Source organism: Streptomyces sp. NPDC002055 (assembly GCF_040296705.1).
Classification (GTDB): Bacteria; Actinomycetota; Actinomycetes; order Streptomycetales; family Streptomycetaceae; genus Streptomyces.
In genome coordinates this window covers 1-20,234 of the sequence record NZ_JBEOXS010000094.1, presented here as the reverse complement: position 1 = coordinate 20,234, position 20,234 = coordinate 1, and the positions used below count along the sequence as shown (strand labels likewise).

General features: G+C 71.7%; 19 protein-coding genes and 2 pseudogenes. 16 read left to right on the top strand and 5 right to left on the bottom strand.

Annotated features, from left to right (window positions below):
• Positions 1–121: 121 nt before the first annotated feature.
• Complete coding sequence (locus ABT112_RS33040; protein WP_351515493.1) at positions 122–1,561, top strand: aspartate aminotransferase family protein; 1,440 nt, start codon at positions 122–124, stop codon at positions 1,559–1,561.
• A 211-nt stretch (positions 1,562–1,772) separates the two neighbouring features.
• Here the strand turns inward: ABT112_RS33040 and ABT112_RS33035 are convergent.
• Positions 1,773–1,874, bottom strand: a pseudogene (locus ABT112_RS33035) (transposase); the annotation flags it as partial.
• A gap of 129 nt (positions 1,875–2,003) precedes the next feature.
• Between ABT112_RS33035 and ABT112_RS33030 the strand changes: the two are divergent.
• The 4 genes and pseudogenes from ABT112_RS33030 (at position 2,004) to ABT112_RS33015 (ending at position 5,339) form a co-directional block, all read left to right on the top strand.
• Positions 2,004–3,248: an RNA-guided endonuclease InsQ/TnpB family protein gene (locus ABT112_RS33030; RefSeq protein ID WP_351515492.1), complete on the top strand. Its 1,245-nt coding sequence runs from the start codon at positions 2,004–2,006 to the stop codon at positions 3,246–3,248.
• A gap of 17 nt (positions 3,249–3,265) precedes the next feature.
• Positions 3,266–3,682 (top strand): annotated as a pseudogene (locus tag ABT112_RS33025) (cupin domain-containing protein); the annotation flags it as partial.
• A gap of 164 nt (positions 3,683–3,846) precedes the next feature.
• Entirely contained in the window at positions 3,847–3,990 is a 144-nt protein-coding gene (locus ABT112_RS33020) for a DUF6126 family protein (protein ID WP_351515491.1), read from the top strand.
• Positions 3,991–4,226: 236 nt separating this feature from the next.
• The gene (locus ABT112_RS33015; RefSeq protein ID WP_351515490.1) at positions 4,227–5,339 is read left to right on the top strand and encodes an ABC transporter substrate-binding protein; all 1,113 of its coding nucleotides are present in this window, start codon (positions 4,227–4,229) and stop codon (positions 5,337–5,339) included.
• A 145-nt stretch (positions 5,340–5,484) separates the two neighbouring features.
• On the opposite strand, the gene ABT112_RS33010 is transcribed toward ABT112_RS33015, so the two are convergent.
• Complete coding sequence (locus tag ABT112_RS33010) at positions 5,485–6,303, bottom strand: tyrosine-protein phosphatase (RefSeq protein WP_351515489.1); 819 nt, start codon at positions 6,301–6,303, stop codon at positions 5,485–5,487.
• A gap of 203 nt (positions 6,304–6,506) precedes the next feature.
• Here ABT112_RS33010 and ABT112_RS33005 point away from each other — a divergent pair, with 203 nt between their 5' ends.
• Entirely contained in the window at positions 6,507–7,343 is an 837-nt protein-coding gene (locus ABT112_RS33005) for an SGNH/GDSL hydrolase family protein (RefSeq protein ID WP_351515488.1), read from the top strand.
• 245 nt (positions 7,344–7,588) lie between these two features.
• Here the strand turns inward: ABT112_RS33005 and ABT112_RS33000 are convergent, their stop codons facing one another.
• The gene (locus ABT112_RS33000; RefSeq protein ID WP_351515487.1) at positions 7,589–8,074 is read right to left on the bottom strand and encodes an ATP-binding protein; all 486 of its coding nucleotides are present in this window, start codon (positions 8,072–8,074) and stop codon (positions 7,589–7,591) included.
• Positions 8,075–8,210: 136 nt separating this feature from the next.
• Here ABT112_RS33000 and ABT112_RS32995 point away from each other — a divergent pair, with 136 nt between their 5' ends.
• The 5 genes from ABT112_RS32995 (at position 8,211) to ABT112_RS32975 (ending at position 11,636) form a co-directional block, all read left to right on the top strand.
• Positions 8,211–9,077 (top strand): Sco1979 family transcriptional regulator, encoded by an 867-nt coding sequence (locus ABT112_RS32995; RefSeq protein WP_351515486.1) that lies wholly within the window; start codon positions 8,211–8,213, stop codon positions 9,075–9,077.
• Positions 9,078–9,083: 6 nt separating this feature from the next.
• Positions 9,084–9,320, top strand: coding sequence for a DUF397 domain-containing protein (locus ABT112_RS32990; RefSeq protein ID WP_351515485.1), 237 nt, complete (start codon positions 9,084–9,086; stop codon positions 9,318–9,320).
• Positions 9,317–10,156: an SAM-dependent methyltransferase gene (locus ABT112_RS32985; protein ID WP_351515484.1), complete on the top strand. Its 840-nt coding sequence runs from the start codon at positions 9,317–9,319 to the stop codon at positions 10,154–10,156. Before ABT112_RS32990 ends, ABT112_RS32985 begins: the two co-directional genes overlap by 4 nt.
• Positions 10,157–10,223: 67 nt before the next feature.
• A complete protein-coding gene (locus ABT112_RS32980) occupies positions 10,224–10,841 on the top strand; it encodes a TetR/AcrR family transcriptional regulator (RefSeq protein WP_351515483.1) in 618 nt (205 codons plus the stop codon).
• A 240-nt stretch (positions 10,842–11,081) separates the two neighbouring features.
• Entirely contained in the window at positions 11,082–11,636 is a 555-nt protein-coding gene (locus ABT112_RS32975) for a carboxymuconolactone decarboxylase family protein (RefSeq protein ID WP_351515482.1), read from the top strand.
• Positions 11,637–11,716: 80 nt separating this feature from the next.
• Here ABT112_RS32975 and ABT112_RS32970 read toward each other — a convergent pair whose 3' ends face one another.
• On the bottom strand, positions 11,717–12,904 hold the full coding sequence (locus ABT112_RS32970) for a Glu/Leu/Phe/Val dehydrogenase dimerization domain-containing protein (RefSeq protein ID WP_351515481.1): 1,188 nt from the start codon (positions 12,902–12,904) through the stop codon (positions 11,717–11,719).
• Between the two features lie 281 nt (positions 12,905–13,185).
• Here ABT112_RS32970 and ABT112_RS32965 point away from each other — a divergent pair, with 281 nt between their 5' ends.
• Positions 13,186–13,848, top strand: a complete 663-nt coding sequence (locus tag ABT112_RS32965; protein WP_351515480.1) for an alpha-ketoglutarate-dependent dioxygenase AlkB family protein — start codon at positions 13,186–13,188, stop codon at positions 13,846–13,848.
• Between the two features lie 26 nt (positions 13,849–13,874).
• Here ABT112_RS32965 and ABT112_RS32960 read toward each other — a convergent pair whose 3' ends face one another.
• Entirely contained in the window at positions 13,875–15,053 is a 1,179-nt protein-coding gene (locus ABT112_RS32960; protein WP_351515479.1) for a helix-turn-helix domain-containing protein, read from the bottom strand.
• Between the two features lie 698 nt (positions 15,054–15,751).
• On the opposite strand from ABT112_RS32960, the gene ABT112_RS32955 reads away from it, so the two are divergent.
• The 4 genes from ABT112_RS32955 (at position 15,752) to ABT112_RS32940 (ending at position 20,075) form a co-directional block, all read left to right on the top strand.
• Complete coding sequence (locus ABT112_RS32955) at positions 15,752–15,961, top strand: hypothetical protein (protein ID WP_351515478.1); 210 nt, start codon at positions 15,752–15,754, stop codon at positions 15,959–15,961.
• 157 nt (positions 15,962–16,118) lie between these two features.
• Positions 16,119–16,286, top strand: a complete 168-nt coding sequence (locus ABT112_RS32950) for a hypothetical protein (protein ID WP_351515477.1) — start codon at positions 16,119–16,121, stop codon at positions 16,284–16,286.
• 420 nt (positions 16,287–16,706) lie between these two features.
• Positions 16,707–18,332 (top strand): alpha/beta hydrolase family protein, encoded by a 1,626-nt coding sequence (locus tag ABT112_RS32945; protein WP_351515476.1) that lies wholly within the window; start codon positions 16,707–16,709, stop codon positions 18,330–18,332.
• A 522-nt stretch (positions 18,333–18,854) separates the two neighbouring features.
• Positions 18,855–20,075 (top strand): MBL fold metallo-hydrolase, encoded by a 1,221-nt coding sequence (locus ABT112_RS32940; RefSeq protein ID WP_351515475.1) that lies wholly within the window; start codon positions 18,855–18,857, stop codon positions 20,073–20,075.
• Positions 20,076–20,234: the final 159 nt, after the last annotated feature.

Genomic DNA, 20,234 nt, shown 5'->3' with positions numbered 1-20,234 from the left:
GTCCGGCCACGGGGCCGGACCGGTCGCCCGCCGGGCCGGATCCACCGGGGCACCTCCCGCCGGCGGCGCCCCGTCCAGCCGTCGGCCCCGGCCGGACCGGGCCGGGCCGTGAGGAGAGTGCATGACATCCGCTGAGTCCGTCGGGCCCGCCGGCCCCGCCGAGCCCGCCGGGCAGGGCAGCAAGGGCTTCGACCTCGGAAGGCTGCTCGCGGAGCGCGGCGCCGAGCGCTACGGCCTGCACACCCGGTACCTCAACCACCAACTGCCGCGCATGCTGCACACCATCGGCTTCGACAAGGTCTACGAGCGGGCCGAGGGCGCGTACTTCTGGGACGCGGACGGTCTGGACTACCTCGACATGCTCGCCGGCTTCGGGGTGATGGGCCTGGGCCGGCACCACCCGGTCGTCCGCAAGGCCCTGCACGACGTCCTCGACGCCTCCCTCGCCGACCTCACCCGCTTCGACTGCCAGCCGCTGCCCGGCCTGCTCGCCGCACGGCTCCTCGGCCACGCCCCCCACCTGGACCGTGTGTTCTTCGGCAACAGCGGCACGGAGGCGGTGGAGACCGCGCTCAAGTTCGCCCGATACGCCACCGGCAAGCCGCGCGTCGTCCACTGCACCCACGGCTTCCACGGGCTGACCACCGGCTCCCTCTCGGTCAACGGCGAGGAGTGCTTCCGCGACGGCTTCGCCCCACTGCTGCCCGACACCGCCATCGCCCTGGGCGACCTGGACGCCCTGGAACGGGAGCTGCGGCGCGGCGACGTCGCGGCGTTCATCGTCGAGCCGGTCCAGGGCAAGGGCGTGCACGCGGCCCCGCCGGGCTTCCTGCTCGCCGCCCAGCACCTGCTGCGCCGCCACAAGGCCCTGCTCATCTCCGACGAGGTGCAGACCGGCCTCGGCCGCACCGGCGACTTCTTCGCCTACCAGCACGAGGAGGGCGTCGAACCGGACCTGGTGTGCGTGGCCAAGGCGCTCTCCGGCGGCTACGTCCCGGTCGGCGCCACCCTCGGCCGGGACTGGATCTTCCGGCGGGTCTACTCCTCCATGGACCGGGTGCTCGTCCACTCCGCCAGCTTCGGCGGCAACGCCCAGGCCATGGCAGCCGGGCTCGCGACCCTCGCGGTGCTGGAGGACGAGGGCATCGTGGCCAACGCCCGGCACACCGGCGACCTGCTGCGCTCCCGGCTCACGGCGCTGGCCGACCGGTACGAGCTGCTGCACGACGTCCGCGGCCGGGGCCTGATGATCGGCATCGAGTTCGGCCGGCCGAAGTCGCTGGTGCTGCGCAGCCGGTGGGCGATGCTCCAGGCCGCCCGCAAGGGGCTGTTCGCCCAGATGGTGGTGGCCCCGCTGCTCCAGCGGCACCGCATCCTCACCCAGGTCTCCGGCGACCGGCTCGAAGTGATCAAGCTGATTCCCCCGCTGATCATCGGGGAGCGGGAGGTGGACCGCTTCGTCTCGGCGTTCACCGAGGTCATGGACGACGCCCACAGCGGCGGCGGGCTGCTCTGGGACTTCGGCCGCACCCTGGTGAAGCAGGCGGTGGTGGAGCGCTGACTGGGGCGGATTTGCCTCTGAGGCAACTTTCTTGCCTCAGGGGCAGGGGCTCTGGCTCAATCGGGGTATGACACTCGAGACCGGACAGCGGTCCGGCGGCCCGCCGCCGGAGGAGCTGCCGGCCGTCGCCCGCGCTTACCGGGACTCTTGCGACAAGCCCCGGCGTTCACGCCGGGGATGAATGCATCTCAAGGCTGCTCTGACGTGCACGTCAGTACGGGTGTTGTTGCTGCTCGATGTAGTGGCGGATGATCGCCAACGGTGCTGTACCGCAGGATGTGGCGAAGTACGAGGGTGACCACTGATGACCGCGTGTTCGAACACTCCACGCTAGTACTTGGTCATAAAGACCAAGTGAACGTGCATCACCGAAACCACATGCCTGCCACGCCTTTAGTCATTCACCTGATTCGCGAGACCAAGTCGTAGTAGCGTCGCGGTCATGCAGCTCCGCTACAACTACCGGGCCTACCCGGATGCCTCCCAGTGCCGCGCTTTGGCGCAGGCGTTCGGGTGCGCGCGGGTGGTGTGGAACGACTGCCTGCGCGACCGCAGGGAAGCGCATGCGGCGGGGCTGCCGTATGTGACGTCGGGGGAGCTGTCCCGGCGTCGCATCACCCAAGCCAAACGCACCATCGAGCGCGCCTGGCTCGCGGAGGTGTCGGCGGTCGTCCTGCAACAGTCCCTGCGCGACCTGGATACCGCCTACAAGAACTTCTTCGACAGTCTCAAGGGCAAGCGGCGGGGCCGGAGGGTCGGGCCGCCGCGGTACAAGTCGAAGAAGGACACCCGGCAGTCGATCCGCCTGACTGCCGGCGCCTTCTCCCTCCAAGGGGACGGCACGGTGTATGTGGCCAAGGTCGGCAGCCTCAAGGTCAGGTGGTCGCGTCGGCTTCCGGCCGCACCCACGTCCCTGACCGTCACCCTGGACAGCTCGGGGCGGTACTTCCTGAGCTTCGTCGTGGACACCGAGCCCGACATCCTCCCCGAGGCGCAGACCGACACCGGCATCGACCTCGGCCTGTCCGCCTTCGCCGTCCTCTCCGACGGGACGAAGATCGCTGCCCCGCGTTTCCTGCGCCGGGCGGAGAAGAAGCTCAGGCGGCTTCAGCGGGAGCTGTCCCGCAAGGCGAAGGGTTCGAGGAACCGGGTCAAGGCCCGGATCAAGGTCGCACGCCAGCACGCACGGGTGACCGACCGGCGCCGGGACTTCCACCACAAGGCATCCACACAGATCATCCGCGACAACCAAGCGGTGTACGTGGAGGACCTCGCGGTGTCCGGCCTCGGCCGCAGCCGGCTGGCCAAGTCCGTGCACGACGCGGGATGGGCTGCCTTCGTCGGCATGCTGGAATACAAGGCCGCCAAACACGGCCGCACCTTCGCAAAGGTGGACCGGGTGTTCCCGTCCTCCCAGCTCTGCTCGGTCTGCGGATTCCGGGACGGTCCCAAGCCCCTGCACATCCGGGAGTGGACCTGCGGTCAGTGTGGGGCCGTGCATGAGCGTGACCACAACGCCGCATCCAACGTCCTGGCCGAAGGACGCCGTATCGTCGCCGCCGGACGGGTGGAGACGTCAAACGCCTGTGGAGCGCCGGTAAGACGGGTACATGTGCCCGCACAGCGCGGTGAAGCAGGAAGCCCCCGGAAGGGTCAGCCGACCCAGGCCGGAATCCCCGGACTGTAGGCCAGGGAGCACGTCAAGGCACGACGGTCTCGGAACTGCTCGGCGAGCGGCCCCCGGCCCCGGACTCCGTCATCCGGGCCGCCCGCGCGGAGCCGGCCGAGGCCGAGGGCTGGACGTACTGGCAGGCCGGCGCCCCGGGCCGCGCCATGCAGGCCCTCCGGGTGCATGTGCCGGCCGGCGGCCCGCAGGGCGACCTGGTGCGGGTGCACCCCGGCGAGGAGTGGATCCACGTCCTCGGCGGCCGGCTCCGGCTGACGCTGGGGGACAGCGCGGAGGTCCTGGAGCCCGGCGACTCCGCGCACTTCGACTCGCTCACCCCGCACCGGATCGCGGCCGTCTCGGCGGGCGGCGCGGACCTGCTCTTCGTCCACACCCTGCTGCGGAGCAACGCCGCCGAGCTGTGTCTCGGCGGGGAGCCGCGCCGGACCTTCTGACCCTGCCGCACCTTCTGACCTCGCCGCACCTTCTGCCCCGCCGAACCTTCTGACCAGCGGCCCCGGAACCCGGGACCGCTCCCATCCCGGAACGCTCCCCGCGCACCCAGGGCGTCCCCGGTGTGCCCGCGTGCGCCCCGGGACCGTCCGGAAAGGCTCCCCGTATGCCACCCAAGGACGAACCGGGCGTCGAGCGCGAGGACGGCCGCTTCCCCCGCGGACTCGTCCTCCGGCTGTTCGCCTACCTGGTGGCCGGCCATCTCTTCGCCGGCTTCCTCTACCTGCTCTTCTCCATAGGGGCCAACTAGGTGTCCGTTTCAGAGGTGACCTTCTGAGGTGCAGGCCCTCGTCGGTGACGATGACGCTCGGCAGCTCGGCGAACAATAATCGGTTGCCGATCGGCGATGGCGGTGGATCCAATGTCCGGCATGATCACGTGGGGGCGCCCGCCGCGGCGAGAGGTGATGAACGCGAACAGCCTGCCCCGGCCGGCGTGCGATCCGGGCTGACCACGACAGCACCGTCCCAGGGGAGAAGCCACCCGATGAACACGCCACCATCGCCGTCCGGAGCGGAGCGCACAGACGGAGCGTCCGTCCGCCTGGGCGCTCTCGTCCCGCTGACGCGGCCCGGCTGGGTCGAGGCGGGGCGACACCTGCTCGCAGGACTCGACCTGGCCGTTCGTGAGGTCAACGACGCCGGTGGGATCGACGGCAGACCACTGGAGCTGGTGGTCCGGGACACCGCGGCCGATCCGGAGCGGGCTGCGGCGGCCGTGGACGAACTGGCCGGCCTGGGCGTGGCCGCCGTCGCGGGCGAGTACCACAGCGTCGTCGCCCGCGCCGCAGCCGCCCGGGCCGACGCCCTCGGCGTACCGTTCCTCTGCTCGTCCGCGGTGCTCGACGCACTCACCGAGGAGCCGACGGAGTGGGTCGCGCGGGTGGCCCCGGCCCAGTCCCACGGCTGGCGGATCTACGCGGACTTCCTCCTCGGCGCGGGCCGGCGACGGATCGCCGTGGCGACCCAGCCGAGCGTCTACTGGGCGTCCGGGACCCGCGTCCTGCGGGACCACCTCGCTCCCCGCGGCGGCACCGTCGTCGAACTGGACACGAACGCCCTCACCCCCGACGCCCTGTGCGACGCGCTCGTCGACCACGGCGTGACGGCGCTCCTCCTGCTGGTCGGCCATCCGGAGCCGGCGGTGCCGATCGTCAGGGCCGTCCGGGGCGATCGGCGGCTCGCTCAGATCCTGATCGGCGCTCCGGCCGGACAACCGGAGTTCGCCGAATGGGGCGCGGCGCTGGGCGAGGACGGGGCCGGGATCCCGTTCCTGCGCTACCTGCCCGAGCGCCTCGGTCCGCTCGGCGAACGCGTGGGGAAGGAGCTCCGCGAGCGGCTGGGCGAAGCGCCCTCCTTCGTCGCGTTCGAGGGCTGGGACACCCTTGCCGTCCTCGCCGCGGTGCTGCGTTCCCACGGCACGGACCGGGCGGCTGTCGCCGGGTCATGGCCGCGCGTGGCGGTGGAGGGCACCCGCGGACCGATCCGGTTCTCCCGCACGCCGGGCATCAGCGTTCGGCAATGGGCTTGGGCACCAACCCAAGTCGTTGACCGGGACCCGGCGGAACCCGATCGCTTTCGGATCCTGCACTCCGGCTGAGAGAGCACTGAGGCCGACCGCCCACCTGGTCCCTTGCTCCTTCGTCAGATCACCGTGCCCCACACGGTGATCATCACAGACCTCGATCCACCTCCGAAACAGCCCCTGGGCCCGGGAGACCGGGACGGGGGCCCGTCCCCGCAGGTCACGCGCTGGTGAGGAACCGTTCGCGGAGCCGCTCGCGGTCCGCCGGGCCGAACTCCAGGCCCTCCCGCAGATAGGTGTCGACCGTGCCCCAGGTCTCGGCGATCGTCTCGAACGCCGCGGTCAGGTACTCCGCGCGGGCGTCGAAGAGCGGGCTCAGCAGCTCTCTGACCTCGTCCGACAGGCGGGCCTCGGAGGTGTCGTCGCGGCGCATCCGGTAGCGGCGGTGCGCGGCGTTGCTCGCCAGGTAGTCGGTCTCGATGGCGTCGCGCTCGACGCCCAGCGCGAGCAGGGCCACGGCGATCGACAGCCCGGCCCGGTCCTTGCCGGCGGCGCAGTGCATCAGCGCCGGGACGCTGTCGTCGGCGAGAGCGTGCAGCACCCGGCTGTGCTCGGCGGTGCGGTCCCGGATGATCTCGCGGTAGATGGTGGTCATCCGGGCGGCGGCCTTGCCGTCGCCGAGCACGCCCCGGAGCTGGTCCAGCTCGCCGTCGCGCACCATCTTCCAGAACTCGGCGCCGTGCGCCGGGTCGGTCAGCGGGATGTTGAGGTGGCGCACGCCCGGCAGTGCCACATCCGGGCCTTCGAGGGCCACATCGGCGGAGTTCCGGAAATCGAAGATCGTGTGCAGGCCGAGCGAGGCCAGGAACGTGGCGTCCTCGGACGTCGCGCTCGCCAGATGGCCGCTCCGGAACAGCACGCCGGTCCGTACGCGCCGGCCGTCCGCGGCCGGCAGTCCGCCGACGTCACGGAAGTTGCGCACCCCCGCGAGCTCGGGCTCGGTCGACGGGGCCTGCGGGACCTGAGGCGTCTGCGTCACGGGCGCTCCTCGCTGTCGGCCGTCGACGCTCTCCGCCGACGAGGTGACCTCTCGACCCTACGGTATTGGTTGCCGAGGCAATCATTTCGACGGGAGAGGTTCTCTTCCGGAGTTCGGGAAATCAGCCGGTGGCCAATATCACGCCTCGTCAACCCCCGGTTACGGTGGCGTAGGTCACTCCTGGAGGTGAATCATCGGCTGACGTGGCAGACGATTCGACTTCAATCACCAGCGGGCTCATCGGGTCGTACGCGGCCGTCGGGGACAGTTTCACCGAAGGGGTCGGCGACCCCGGCCCGGGAGGCGCGTTCCTCGGCTGGGCCGACCGGCTCGCCGTCCTTCTCTCCGACGTGCACTCCGGCTCCGAGGTGCGTTCCGGCTCCGGCGGCCCGGACGGCACCCCGCCCGAGGGCTTCCGGTACGCCAACCTCGCCGTCCGCGGCAGGCTGCTCGACCAGATCGTCGCCGAGCAGGTGCCCCGGGCCAAGGAACTCGGCCCCGACCTCGTGAGCTTCTGCGCCGGCGGCAACGACATCCTCCGGCCGGGCAGCGACCCCGACGACGTGGCCGAGCGCTTCGAGGCGGCGGTCGCCGACCTGGCGGGAGCGGTCGGCACCGTCATGGTGTGCACCGGCTTCGACACCCGCGGCGTACCCGTCCTCCGCCACCTCCGGGGGAAGATCGCCACCTACACCGCCCACGTACGGGCCATCGCCGACCGCTACGAGTGCCCGGTGCTGGACCTGTGGTCGCTGCGCTCGGTGCAGGACCGGCGGGCCTGGGACGGCGACCGGCTGCACCTCTCCCCGGACGGGCACACCCGGGTCGCGCTCCGGGCGGGCCAGGTGCTCGGCCTGCCGGTGCCCGCGGACCCGGACCAGCCGTGGCCGCCGGAGCCGGAGCGGGGCGCGGCCGAGGTGCGCCGGGACAACGTCCAGTGGGCGCGCGAGCATCTGGTGCCGTGGATCGGCCGCCGCCTGCGGGGCGAGTCCTCGGGGGACCACGTCGAGCCCAAGCGTCCGGACCTGCTGCCGCTCTGAACGGGGGCTGTTGTCCGGATCCGGGGCTGCCGCTCCGGTCCGGGACGGCCCGCCGCGTCCGGCCGGGGAGTCCGTGGTGAGTCCGCGGGGGGTTCCGTGGTGGCCGCCGGGCGGAACGGTCCGGCCTGCCGCTGAACCCGCCGGCCGTGGGTGTGGGTGCGGGTGTGCGTTCCAGGGCCGCTACGGGACCCTCGGGTGACGGGGCGTGTTCGGGTGCGTGACGCGCCCCGGGGTGCGGGGGCGGGTCAGGCCCGTCCCGCCGCGTCCCCGTTGCACTCCAGTTCGGCCGTGCACTCCAGTTCGGCCCAGACGACATGCCCCCGCCCGCTGGTCCCGGGGTGCACACCCCAGGTGCGGGACAGCGCGTCGACCAGGAGCAGCCCCCGGCCGCTCTCCCCGTCCACATCGCCCGACCCGGGGTGCGGCTCGGTCGCCGCGCAGCCCTCGTCGGTCACCTCCAGGCGCAACCGGCGCCCGTCGGAGCGCAGTTCGCAGCCGAGCTTCTCGCTGTCGGTGTGCCGCACGACGTTGGTGACGAGTTCGGAGACCACCAACTCCATGCTGCAGCGGGACTCGTCGTCGACTCCCCACGCGCTCAGCCGTTCCAGGACGCGCCGTCGTGCCTCGGCCACGGAGGTGCGCAGCGCCGGCAGTTGGAACGCGTCCTGGCGGCCCTCGGCGAGAGTGCCGCCGTGGTCCATTAACCGGAGGACGTCATGGAAGGAAGCCACGCCGTAACTATGCGCGTGCCACAACAGCTATGGCAAGGTTCAATCTGTAAATTGCAGAATCACAAGGACAGCCTGTCAGCTGAAGTGACGCCATGACACACTGCGTGACTGTGAAGCCAGTTGGAGGGGATCGGTAGTGGCCGACGCACGTCCCGGCGGTGCCCCCACGGTCCTGCGCATGGTGCTCGGCAAGCGCTTGCAGGACCTCCGGGAGAAGGCGGGCCTGTCGTACGAGGACGCGGGGCGCGCCCTCGACGTCACCCACGCCACGGTCCGCCGCATGGAGAAGGCCGAAGTCGGGCTGAAAATCCCGTATGTCGAGAAACTCCTTCTCACCTACGGCATCACGGAACAGGAGGAGATCGAGGGATTCCTGTCCCTGGCACGAGAGGCGAACCGGCGCGGCTGGTGGCACCGCTTCCGCGATGTCCTGCCGGAGTGGTTCAGCGCGTTCGTCAGCCTGGAGGGTGAGGCCAACCTCATCCGGGCCTACGAACCGCACTACATCCCCGGCCTGCTGCAGACCCCGGCGTACGCCCGGGCCGTGCTGCGCGCCGGACAGCCGCACGCCTCCGACGACGAGATCGACCGCCTCGTCGCCCTCCGTATCGAGCGCCAGAGCCTGTTGACCAAGGCTGACGCGCCGGTGCTGTGGGTCGTCATGGACGAGACGGTGCTGCGCCGGCCCATCGGGGGACCCGGCGTGATGCGGGAGCAGGTGGACCGGCTGATCGACGCCATGTCGATGCCGAACGTACGGCTGCAGCTGATGCCGTTCGCCGCCGGCCCCCACCCCGCGATGTACGGCCCGTTCCACATTTTCCGGTTCCCGATCCAGGAGCTGCCGGACATCGCCTACACGGAAAGCCTTCTGGGCGGCGTCTACTTCGACCAACGCGACGACGTCTCGGCGTTCCTGGAGGCTCTGGACCGGATGTGCGCGCAGGCCCTGCCCGCACACACCACCGAGGGATACCTGGGTGGCATTCGCAAGGAGATCTGAGACCAGATGGGTCGCATATACAACGGCATGCCGGCCAAGGACCTCGGTACCGAGGGCTGGCACAAGCCGTGGAGCGGCGGTAACGGGGGAAGCTGTCTCGAGGCCATGAGGCTGAGTGACGGCCGGGTGGCACTGCGCCAGTCGACGGACCCGGATGGACCCGCGCTCATCTACACCCACCACGAGATCGAGACGTTCATCCAGGGCGCGAAGGCCGGCGAAGCCGACTTCCTGCTCGCATGACGGGGACTGTGCACCGAAGGGAGAGCGGCGTGACCGACCAGGGCTTCTCCGCCGACGAGATAGACACCAGCAGGCCCCACCCGGCCCGCATGTACGACTTCTACCTGGGGGGACGGGACAACTACCAGGTGGACCGGGAGGCCGCCGCGGGCGTGGTCCGGCAGATACCCGAGATCCTCACCGCGGCCCGGATGAACCGCGCCTTCCTCGAACGGGCCGTCCGCTCCGTGGTGGAGAGCGGCGTCCGGCAGATCATCGACGTCGGCACGGGCATCCCCACCTCGCCCAACCCGCACGAGATCGCCCGCGGGGTCGCGCCCGACGTGAAGGTCGCCTATGTCGACAACGACCCCATCGTGGCGTCGCACGCGGGCGCCCGGCTCACCGGCACCCCGGACACCGGGTTCGCCCTGGCCGACATCCGCAAGCCCGAGACGATCCTGGAGCACCCGGCCGTCCGGGAACTGATCGACTTCGACCGGCCGGTGGCGCTGCTGCTGGTCGCCGTCCTCCACTTCGTCCGGGACGACGAGGGACCGGCCGGCATCGTCGCCACCCTCGCCGAGGCCCTTCCCCCGGGCAGCCGGCTGGTGCTCTCCCACGCCACCTCGGACTTCCACCCCGACGGCATGCCCGAGGTGCTGAAGATCTACAAGAACGCCACCGCCACGCTCAACCCGCGCCCGCACGCCGACGTCCTCCCCTTGTTCGACGGATTCCGGCTGCTGGAACCGGGCCTGGTGCAGGTGCCGCTGTGGCGGCCGGACGGCCCGCCGCCACCCGCCGGCGAACTGGGCAGGATCGGCTTCTACGGCGGGGTGGGCGTCAAGGAGTGAACGGATACGGCATGCGCACCGGACCGGCGACCGGCGTGTGCACCGGGCGGACGAACAGAGGGACGATGTGACGAGGGTCCGGCTGCGGGTCGAGGAACGGCGCGAGGAACTGCTGGGCGCGGCGGTCGAACAGATCGAGGCGCGCGGCGTCGCGGACTTCCGGATCTCGGACGTCGCGGCGTCGCTCGGGGTCAGCAACGCGCTGGTGCTCTACCACTTCTCGACCAAGGAGAAGCTGGTCGCGGCGGCGTTCGCGCACGCCGCCGAGGCGGACCTCGCCCGGCTGCACACCCTGGCCGGCCGGGGCGGCAGCGCGGTCAAGCGGCTCCGCGCCGTGGTCCGCTGGTACTCGCCCACCGGGCAGGCCAAGGGCTGGAAGCTGTGGATCGAGGGGTGGGCGGCCGCGCTGCGCGAACCGGTGCTGCGCGAGGTGTCCCTGGGCCTGGACCGGCAGTGGAAGTCGACCCTGGCCGAGCTGATCGCGGAGGGCGCGGACGCCGGGGAGTACGTGTGCGCCGATCCGCGGTCCGCGGCCTGGCGGCTCACCGCGTTCCTGGACGGCCTCGCGGTGCAGATGACGGCCTACCCGGGCGCCCTCAGCCGGCGGCGGATGGAGACCTGGGTGGACGACGCCCTCGCCGCGGAACTGGGGCTGGGGCGGGCCCGGCCGGCGGGGGACTGCTGAGTCTCCGGTTCCGTCGGGCCGCCGATGGCGCCCTTTGGCCGTCCGTCGCCGTCCGTTGTTGTCGGTTGCCGTCGCTCGCCGGATTCCGTGGGCCGTCGGCCTCGCGGCCACCGCGGGTGAGCGCGGGACGCGACGCTGCGGAAGCCCCCGGAAGAACTCCGCGGCACCGATGTCACATTTCCGGGGGCCGGTCCGTCGTAGGGGTGACAGCGCAGACCCCGCACACGATGGAGGCCCACCATGGCCCGTATCCCGCTCGACCCGCCGCGCGGCATCCTGGTCCGAATCGCTCAGTGGTACTCGCGGCGCACCTACGGCAAGGTGCTCGACCCGGTCCTCGCCATGGGGCACCACCCCCGGCTGATGGTCGGCTACGCCCGCTTCGAGCAGTCGCTCTCCCGCTGGAACAAGCTCGACCAGGATCTGAAGGCGCTCGCCCTCATGGCCTCGTCGGCATCCATCGGCTGCGCCTGGTGCCTGGACTTCGGCTACTGGGAGAGCCGTCGGCAGGGCATGGACCACCGCCGGCTGCACGAGGTGCCGACGTGGCGGGAGAGCGATGTGTACACCCCGCTGGAGCGTGACGTCATGGAGTACGCGGAGGCGATGACCGCTACGCCGCCGACCGTCGACGACGCCCTCGTGGACCGGCTCCGCGAGCAGCTCGGGGAGCCCGCCGTGGTGGAGCTGACCGCGATGGTGGCGGTGGAGAACCTGCGCTCGCGGATCAATAGCGCACTCGGGCTGACCAGTCAGGGGTTCAAGGACAGCTGCGAGGTTCCGGCACGGGGGTGAGCGGGCTCCTCCGCGGTCCCGGCCGCGCCGACGGCGAGGACGAGCAGGTCCCGGCCACCGCCGACGCATCTCCGGCCCCCTCACTGGCGGTGGCTGCCGAAGCGTTCGGTGATCAGCGGGAGCCGGTCGGCGACGATGGCGTGGGCCGCGGCCCGCGGCGTACTGCCGTCGGCCGCGGCGCGGTCCAGCACCCGGCCGGTCAGCTCGCGCATGGAGCGCCGGATGTGGGCGAAGGCCGCGTCGGCGCCGGGGCCGATGTCCCCGAAGAGGGTCCACCACCACCAGGCGTTGGTGGCGGAGTTGACGACCACATCCGGCAGCACCGTCACGCCCCGGGCCGCCAGGAGCTCCTCCGCCTCGGGCAGCACCGGCATGTTGGCGGCCTCGACGACCAGCCGGGTGGTGACGGCCCGCTGGTTCCCGGCGTCCACGCAGTAGGAGACGGCGGCCGGGACCAGTACCTCGCACTCGGTCTCCAGCCAGGCGGTGCCGGGGAGTTCGGCGTCGGACGGGCGCAGGGCGGACCGGTCGACGGTGCCGAAGGAGTCCCGGGCGGCGAGCAGCGCCTCGACGTCGAGGCCCCGCGGATTGGCGATCGTCCCCTTGATGTCGGCGACCGCCACGATGTCCAGCCCCGCGCGGGCGAGGAAGCGCGCGGTGGCCCCGCCCATCGTGCCCAGGCCCTGTACGGAGACCCGGGCGCCCCGGCGCGGAACCGCCGCCCGGTCCAGCGCGGTCAGCACGGCCTCGGCGACCCCGCAGCCGCCGGCCAGTTCGTCCAGCCCGATGCCGTCCACCTCGACGGCGAAGGCGTCGGCCAGCCGCTGCCGGGCGGCCCGCTCGTCGTCCAGCAGGGGATACACCGCCTGGACGGAGGAGACGAGCCCGGCCTCGGCCGCCGCCCGGTCGACCACGTCCTGGCTGAGTCCCAGGTCCTCGCCGGTCGTCCAGAACCGTTCGATGTACGGGCGCATGGCCCGCAGGTAGCGGACCAGCACGCCGTACGCCTCCGGGGCGTCCGGAGCGCAGTCGATGCCGCCCTTGGCGCCGCCGAGCGGGATGTACCGGGCCCGCGGGTCGTAGTGGAGGGCTTCCTTCATCGTCATGCCGCGGGCGAGTCCGGCGACTTCGTCGAGCGTGCAGCCCGGACGCATCCGTAGCCCGCCGCTGCACACCCCGCGTACCAGGCGGTCGACGACCAGGAAGCCCTGGCGCCCGGTGACGTCGTCGGTCCAGGTCGTGGACAGCAGGGGGCGGGAGGGGGTCACGGGGGTGCTCCTCGGGAGGCTCTGGCTGAACGGCGATTCAGTATCCGGAGCCGGGGGAGCGCCTGTCAAAGGGGCCGACGCGGTGGCGAGTTGACCGCACCGCACCGGCGGTCAGGGGTCGGGCGAGGGCGAGTGCGCCTGTGTGGGGACATTCTCGTCCGCGCGCCGCCCCTCGGCACCGGCCGGCGGCCGCCCCTGCCGTCCGATCAGCGCGCCATGGTCCTGGCGGGCCCGAGCAGGGACGATGGCCCGTGCGGGCCCGCCGCTGCCACGATGGAGGGGTGACCGTCGAGCTGTTTCCCCGTCCTCCCGCCGAGGTGGCCCCCGGCGCCGTCCACCTGCCCGGGTGGCTCGACGCGGGCGAGCAGCGCCGGCTGGTGGAGTCCTGCCGCACCTGGGCGAAGCCGCCCGCCGGGCTCCGGACGGTCCGGATGCCGCGGGGCGGCGAGATGTCGGTGCGCAGTTTCTGTCTGGGCTGGCACTGGTATCCGTACGGCTACGCCCGGACGGTGGTGGACGGCGACGGGGCACCGGTCAAGCCGTTCCCCGCGGTGCTGGGCGACCTGGCCCGCCGGGCGGCGGAGGCGGCGTACGGGGCGCCGTGCACCGCGCCGTACGACATCGCGCTGATCAACTTCTATGACGCCTCCGCCCGGATGGGCCTGCACCGGGACAGCGACGAGCGCTCGGACGCACCGGTGGTCTCCCTCAGCCTCGGCGACACCTGTGTCTTCCGCTTCGGCAACACCGAGACCCGCACTCGGCCCTGGACCGATGTCGAGCTGCGCAGCGGCGACCTCTTCGTCTTCGGCGGCCCCTCCCGTCTCGCCTACCACGGAGTGCCCCGCATCCGGCCGGGCACCGCACCACCCGGCCTCGGGCTGACCGGCCGCCTCAACATCACCTTGCGGGTCAGCGGGCTGGATGACTCCGCAGGTCACTGACTGCGGCCTGGGGCGCGGAACGGAAATCAGTCCCGCAGCCCAGCCCGCTTGGCCATGGCCAGGAGATCGGGGCGACTCCTCTGGTGGATGGTGAACAGGACCCGAAGAACCTCTCTGCCCATGGGGTGAATGCTCGCCATTTGGGGAGCGACGGCGAATGCCTGCTTCAGGGCTTCTTCTGCCCCTGAAAGATCGTTGAGGGCCAGTCTGGCCCTCGCGGCGTCGATGCAGAGGCGCCCGACCCGGGACGGCTTCAATCCGGCTGGTGGCCCCTTCATCAGAGGAGTTGCCATTTCGGATGCCTTGTCGGGGGCTCCCAGCTCAACGTAGGCGGCCAACTCGTACAGCGAGGCGTTCCCCGGGCCGAACGTCAGGTTGTGCATCAGTGCGTCGGACTGGAGTTGGGCGGCCAACTCTTTGGCCTTCGCCAAATGGTCCGTGGTCGCGCCTTTGTCGCGATGCCGGGAGGCCAGCACTACGCCGCGAAGGTGCAGCGAGCCGAGAACGACGACGCCCTCTCGTCCGCCGACGCGCGCGCTCTCGAATTGGGAAATCGCGGATTCGATCAAGGTCAGACCGTCGTCATAGCTCCCTGCGCTCTGGTGCGTTCCCGCTTCATTCCAGGACGCGGCTGCTTCCGCGATCGGGTTCCAGGTCTGGTGAGCAGCCCAGACCTGCCGGGACACGATCGTGTCCGCCAGATCCGGCTGTGCCAGCCTATGTGCGACTGCGTAGGCGCACCCATACGCGTCGACAACGTTCCCCCACGCGACCGAATCGCCGTCGGAGGCCATCGCGGAGGCGGTTGCTTGCCCAAGGACAGTAGGCAGCACCCTCAGCAGCTCCAGGTATGACGTGTCGGCCCGAAGCCGGGCCGCGCGGCGAAGATCGTCGGAGAGCGCCGTCGGTGCGGGAGCGTCCACCTTCGGCAGGCGATACGACCTCACAGCACTTCTGAGGTCGTTGAGGAGGTCGCCCTGTTCCGATGGGTCGGGGAACGGCTGTCCGTAGACCCGGGCGGTAGTGACATGCAGTGCCTTGGCGATGGCTGCGACGACTGGAGGAGTCGCCGCACGGTCGCCGTTCTCGATCTTGCTCAGGTACGAGACCGTGATCTGGGCGTCCCTGGCCAGTTTGGTTTGTCCGATACCCCTGGCCTTGCGGAGCACAGCGATGTTCTCGCCTGCCGCTGGAGTGCTGTCCATAAGGCAACTGTGCCATGGTCAAAGGGGTGTTGAGCCGCTCGTCGCCGTACTGGCGGAACCCCCTGTGTGAGTTCTGTGTTAACTGATCTTGACCTCTCGGGAGTTCACTCAATACGGAAGGTAATTGAGCGGCTACCCAAGATCAGGGGGATGGGATGTCAACACAGACGGAGCCCGACCACGTGGCGAGAGGGGACGGTGTAGAGGGCCTTCCGGCTCCCCATCGGGACTGTCGGCTGTGCGCACACCTGCGCGAGCGGCACCGAACGGCACGGGCGGCAGGTGACCAGAGCAAGAGCACGGATATGCGGGTGCTGTTACGCCGCCACCTCCGAGTGGAGCACGAGGCGGGGTCGTGAGTGGGCGGAACCTGTCGTCGAAGGTCGCGGGGACTGTCCTGAAACTCCCCGCGGCGGCGACACCTCCGCTGTGCCCCGGGAGGTGTTGTCACTGTGAGAGCTACGCCGAATCGGTGATCCGGTGTGGCGGGTGCGCGTCGCTCGTCCTGTGGACGGACGGCGCTCGCATCTGTGGAGGATGCGGAGCGAGGCTGCCGCCTCCCACCTCCTCCTGAATGCCCCGTCGCGCGGTTGCTCGAGAGCTTCCCGCGACAGCCAGGGTGGCCCGCGGTGCGGTCGGCCGGGGTTGCCTGCCCAGGAACTCCCGGGAACTTGCCGGAGATTGAGAGACTGTCAGGCATGGACGACAGTGTGTGGCCTGACGCCTCCCGGCAGGGCGTCCCGGGAAATCCCCCCGTGAAGTGCATCAAGTGCTGGGGCACCAGCGTGATTCTCTCGAAGGCGAAGCACCCCGACACAGGAGTGCTGTTCTGGCGGCTCACCTGCCTCGACTGCCGCGTCGCCTGGCCCCAGGACCAGCACGGAGGGAACCCCGATGAATACGCCTGAGCGAAGGAGACGCCATGAACGAGCCGACACCGGTCCGCCCGTTATGCAACACCTGCCCCAACGGACATAAGAGCGTGATCATGCTGCCCGACGGCCGTCAGAAGTGCTTGGATTGTGGGATGGTCGGCTAGTGACCGGAGAAGCCACACCAGGTCCCATGTCGTCCGACATGGTGCTGAGCGAGATCTTTCAGCGAGCGCTCGACGTCGCCGAAAGGTACGGCTCGACGATCAGCGTGGAGGCGCGCGCCGTCGGCCCGTACGAGTTCATGTCGACCGTCCGGCTCTGCTACCCGCAAGCGCGCCTGGCGTCAGGCGACGGGTAGACGGCCCCGCGCGGACCGCCCCGGTCATCCTCTCCCCTTGGAGGATGACCGGGCATTCGTATGTCCGCAGACAGGCGTGCCGGGCCGTACGACACTCGCCACAGCTCCTGGGCCGGCACTGGGACCCGTCCGGCTATGCCCGGACGGCCATGGGGTCCGGGCACCGTTCCTCGCATCCCTGGGTCACCTGGCCCGCCGGGCGGCGGCGTTGTCGCTCCGGTCATGAGCCCACCCCACCCGGCGAGGGGTGTGGCTGTCCCCACCTGCCAACAGGCCGGTCTGCACGATCGATCGGCTTCGCCCGCCCCGGAATGCTGGCTGCACGGCGCGACGCACTTCCTGTCGTGCCGTTCCATCGACCCAGCCGCACCGGGAGTGCCCATGCCTCTTCGCCGGTCCACGGGCCGGGCGGGCTCCGCAATGGATGCCGGAACCCCGTCCGTCACCGCTGACGGAACCGCCTCCGCCCCCGCCTCAGCCCCCGCCTCCGCAGTACGCCGTTCCCGCCGCAGACGGCGGCTGCTCGCCACGGCCGTCGCCGTCACCGCCGTCACCGCCGGTCTCGCCCTGACCGGGCCGTCCGGGCCGACCGGGTCGACCGGGTCGACCGGGTCGGCAGGGGCGTCCGGGTCGTCCGGGTCGTCCGGGTCGTCCGGGTCGGCAGGGGCGTCCGGGCCGTCCGCGGCGGACGTCGCCGCCCGGTCCGCTCCGGCCGCCGGCCAGGCGCAGCCCGCCCGGCTGACCCTGCCCGAGCCGACCGGCCCGCACCGCGTCGGCACGGTCTCGCTGCACCTGGTCGACCGCGAGCGGCGGGATCCCTGGGGGGAATCGCGGGCGAACCGGGAGCTGATGGTCGACATCCGCTACCCCGCGCGGGACACCCGGGGCTTCCCGCGCGCTCCGCAGATGCTGCCGGGCGCGGCCGCGGGGTACGACGCCATGAACAACCTCGGCGGCGTCCCGCGGGGCGCGGTCGACTGGTCGGCCACCCGGACCCACGCCCACACGGGTGCCCCCGTGGACCGGCCGGGAGGCCGGCGTCTTCCGGTGGTCCTCTACTCGCCCGGCGCCGGTGATCCGCGCTCCCTGGGCACCACCCTCACCGACGAACTGGCCTCGCGCGGATATCTCGTGGTCTCCGTCGACCACACCTATGAGGCCTCCGCGGTCGAGTTCCCGGACGGCCGGACCGAGCGGAGCCGGATGCTGGAGGAGTACGAGCGGGCCAAGCAGGAGGACCGCGTCACCGGCCTGCTGAAGAAGATCAGCGGGGTACGGGTCGCCGACACCCGCTTCGTTCTCGATCAACTGGCCGGTCTCGCCGCAGGGGACGGCTCCGGTGCCGGAAAGCGTTCCGGAGACGAGCGCCGTTCCGGAGGCGAGAACCGTTCCGGTGACGCGAGCCGTTCCCACGACGCGGGCCGTTCCGGTGCCGGGAAGCGTTCCGGCGCCGGGGAGGGGCAAGGCGTCGCAGGCCGTCCCGGTGGCGGGCCGCGGAGCCTGCCCGAGGGCCTGCGCGGGGCGCCGGACCTGGACCGGATCGGCATGTTCGGGGCGTCCGCCGGCGGCTTCACCGCGGCTCAGACCATGCACGACGATGCGCGGATCAAGGCCGCGGCGAACCTCGACGGAGTCCTCGGCTACACCCAGGACGACGCCGACCCGTCGAACCCCTCCACGGTCGGCACCGACGGGCTCGACCGGCCGTTCCTGCTCATGGGCAAGCAGGGCAACGACCACCACACGGTCGCGTCCTGGGATGCGACCTGGCGGCACAGCACCGGATGGCACCGTGACCTGACCCTGCGCGGCGCGGAGCACGGGGCCTTCTCGGACACGGCGTCGGCACTCCCGCAGATCGCCGAGCAACTGGGCCTCCCGGAGCAGACGGTGACCCGGAACATCGGCACGGTCCCGCCCCGCCGTGCCGTCGCCGCCGAGCGCGCGTATGTCACCGCGTTCTTCGACCGCTGGCTGAAGGGCCGGGACAGCCACCTGCTGGACGGGCCGTCGGCAGCGCACCCCGACATCCGCTTCGTGCCGTAGGCAGGCAGTGCCGGGGCGGGCCCCCATCGGGTCACCCACGAGTGACCCGATGGGGGCAGGGGCCGCGGGCCGATCCGGGGAGGCCGGTGCAGCGCCGAGGGCCGGAGGGGAGGCCGGGCGCCGACGGTTCGAGGCGGCGGTCCGGCGGGGGAGTGGGCGGGTTCGAGAAGCGGTCCGGCGGGGTGTGAGCGGCGGTGTACCGGCCGCGTTCGGAACGCCCCCGGGAGCGGAATATCCGGGACCCCGCGGTGGCTGTCCTCTGCAGTCGTGCGGTGACGGGCACCGGATCGCGCCTGCCGCCGTGCCGCGGTGCCGGAGAACGGCGCGGTGGAAGGCGGCGCGGCGGACGGAAACGTCCGCCGTACGGCTCCGCGGGCCGGTGGCCTGACCCGTCCGGACGGCTGTGACCAGCGAGGACACTTCGCCGGTACGCCAAGATTATTTACCTGCGCCCATAATGGATCGACCGGAGTCCGCTTCCGCCCCGAGGCGGGCTCCCCACCGTCCTCACCTGGAGGTGCCGTGCCCGGATCCCGCCCCCGACGCTCCCTCATCGGCCGGCTGCGCCCCGCTGCCTTCGGTGCCGACCCTGCCGGAGAGCGGCTGGAGCGTATCCGGCGGTCTCCCCAGTACGCCGACGGGCAGTTCCGCAACCCCGTCCCCACCCGCACCATGCTCCCCGGCTCGACGATGCCCATGCTGCGCACTCAGCTGAGCCGTGCCGACCGCGCCCGCCGGTACCCGACGGGTCCGGTCCCGGTGCACCGGCCCACCGCCGCCGAGTGGGGCGGCCCCCCGGCGTCCGGCCTGCGGCTCACCTGGATGGGGCACTCCAGTGTGCTCGCCGAGATCGACGGGCACCGGGTCCTCTTCGACCCGGTCTGGGGCGAGCGCTGCTCGCCGTTCACCTTCGTGGGGCCGCGGCGGCTGCACCCCATGCCCGTCGCGCTGGCCGCCCTCGACCCGGTGGACGCGGTGGTCATCTCCCACGACCACTACGACCACCTGGACATGCTGTCGATCCGTGCCCTGGCCCGCACCAGCACGCTCTTCGCCGTACCGCTGGGGGTGGGCGCGGACCTGGAGCACTGGGGCGTTCCGGCGCACCAGATCATCGAGCTGGACTGGCACGAGTCCGCGCAGGTCGGAAGCCTCACCCTGACCGCGACCCCGGCGCGGCACTTCTGCGGCCGGGGGCTGCGCGGCGGGCTGCGCACCCTCTGGGCGTCGTGGGTGGTCGCCGGGCCCGAGCACCGGATCTTCCACAGCGGTGACACCGGCTACTACCCGGGGTTCGCCGAGACGGGCGCGGCATACGGCCCGTTCGACGCGACCATGATCCAGATCGGGGCGTACAGCGAGTTCTGGTCCGAGATCCACATGACGCCGGAGGAGGGGCTGCTGACGCACGCGGACCTGTCGGGCGGGACCCCGGCCGGGACGCTGCTGCCCATCCACTGGGGCACGTTCAACCTCGCCCCGCACCCGTGGGCGGAGCCGGCCGAGCGCACCCTGGCCGCCGCGCGGGAGGCCGGCGCGAAGCTGGCCATGCCCCGCCCCGGGGAGCCCTTCGAGCCCGCGGCCGACCAGGTCGTCGACGCCTGGTGGCGGCCGATCGCCGTGCCGCCCGCACACGGCTGGCCGAGCGGTCCCCGTCCGGTCGCGGCCCCCTCCCCGGACGGTGCCGGGACGGCGGAGGCGAGCAGCGGCAGCGCCGGGGCGGCCGCGCCGCAGGCGTCCTGACGCCGCCTGGGGACCGCGGACGGCGTTGCAGGAGGCGCGCGGTCAGCGGTAGAGGAGCGCGCAGTCAGCGGCCGCTGCCCGGCGGGCCGGGCGCCCCGCCGGGCCCCAGCTCCTTCGCCAACCCGGCCGCCCCCTGCGCAGGTGCACGCGGCGCTCGCC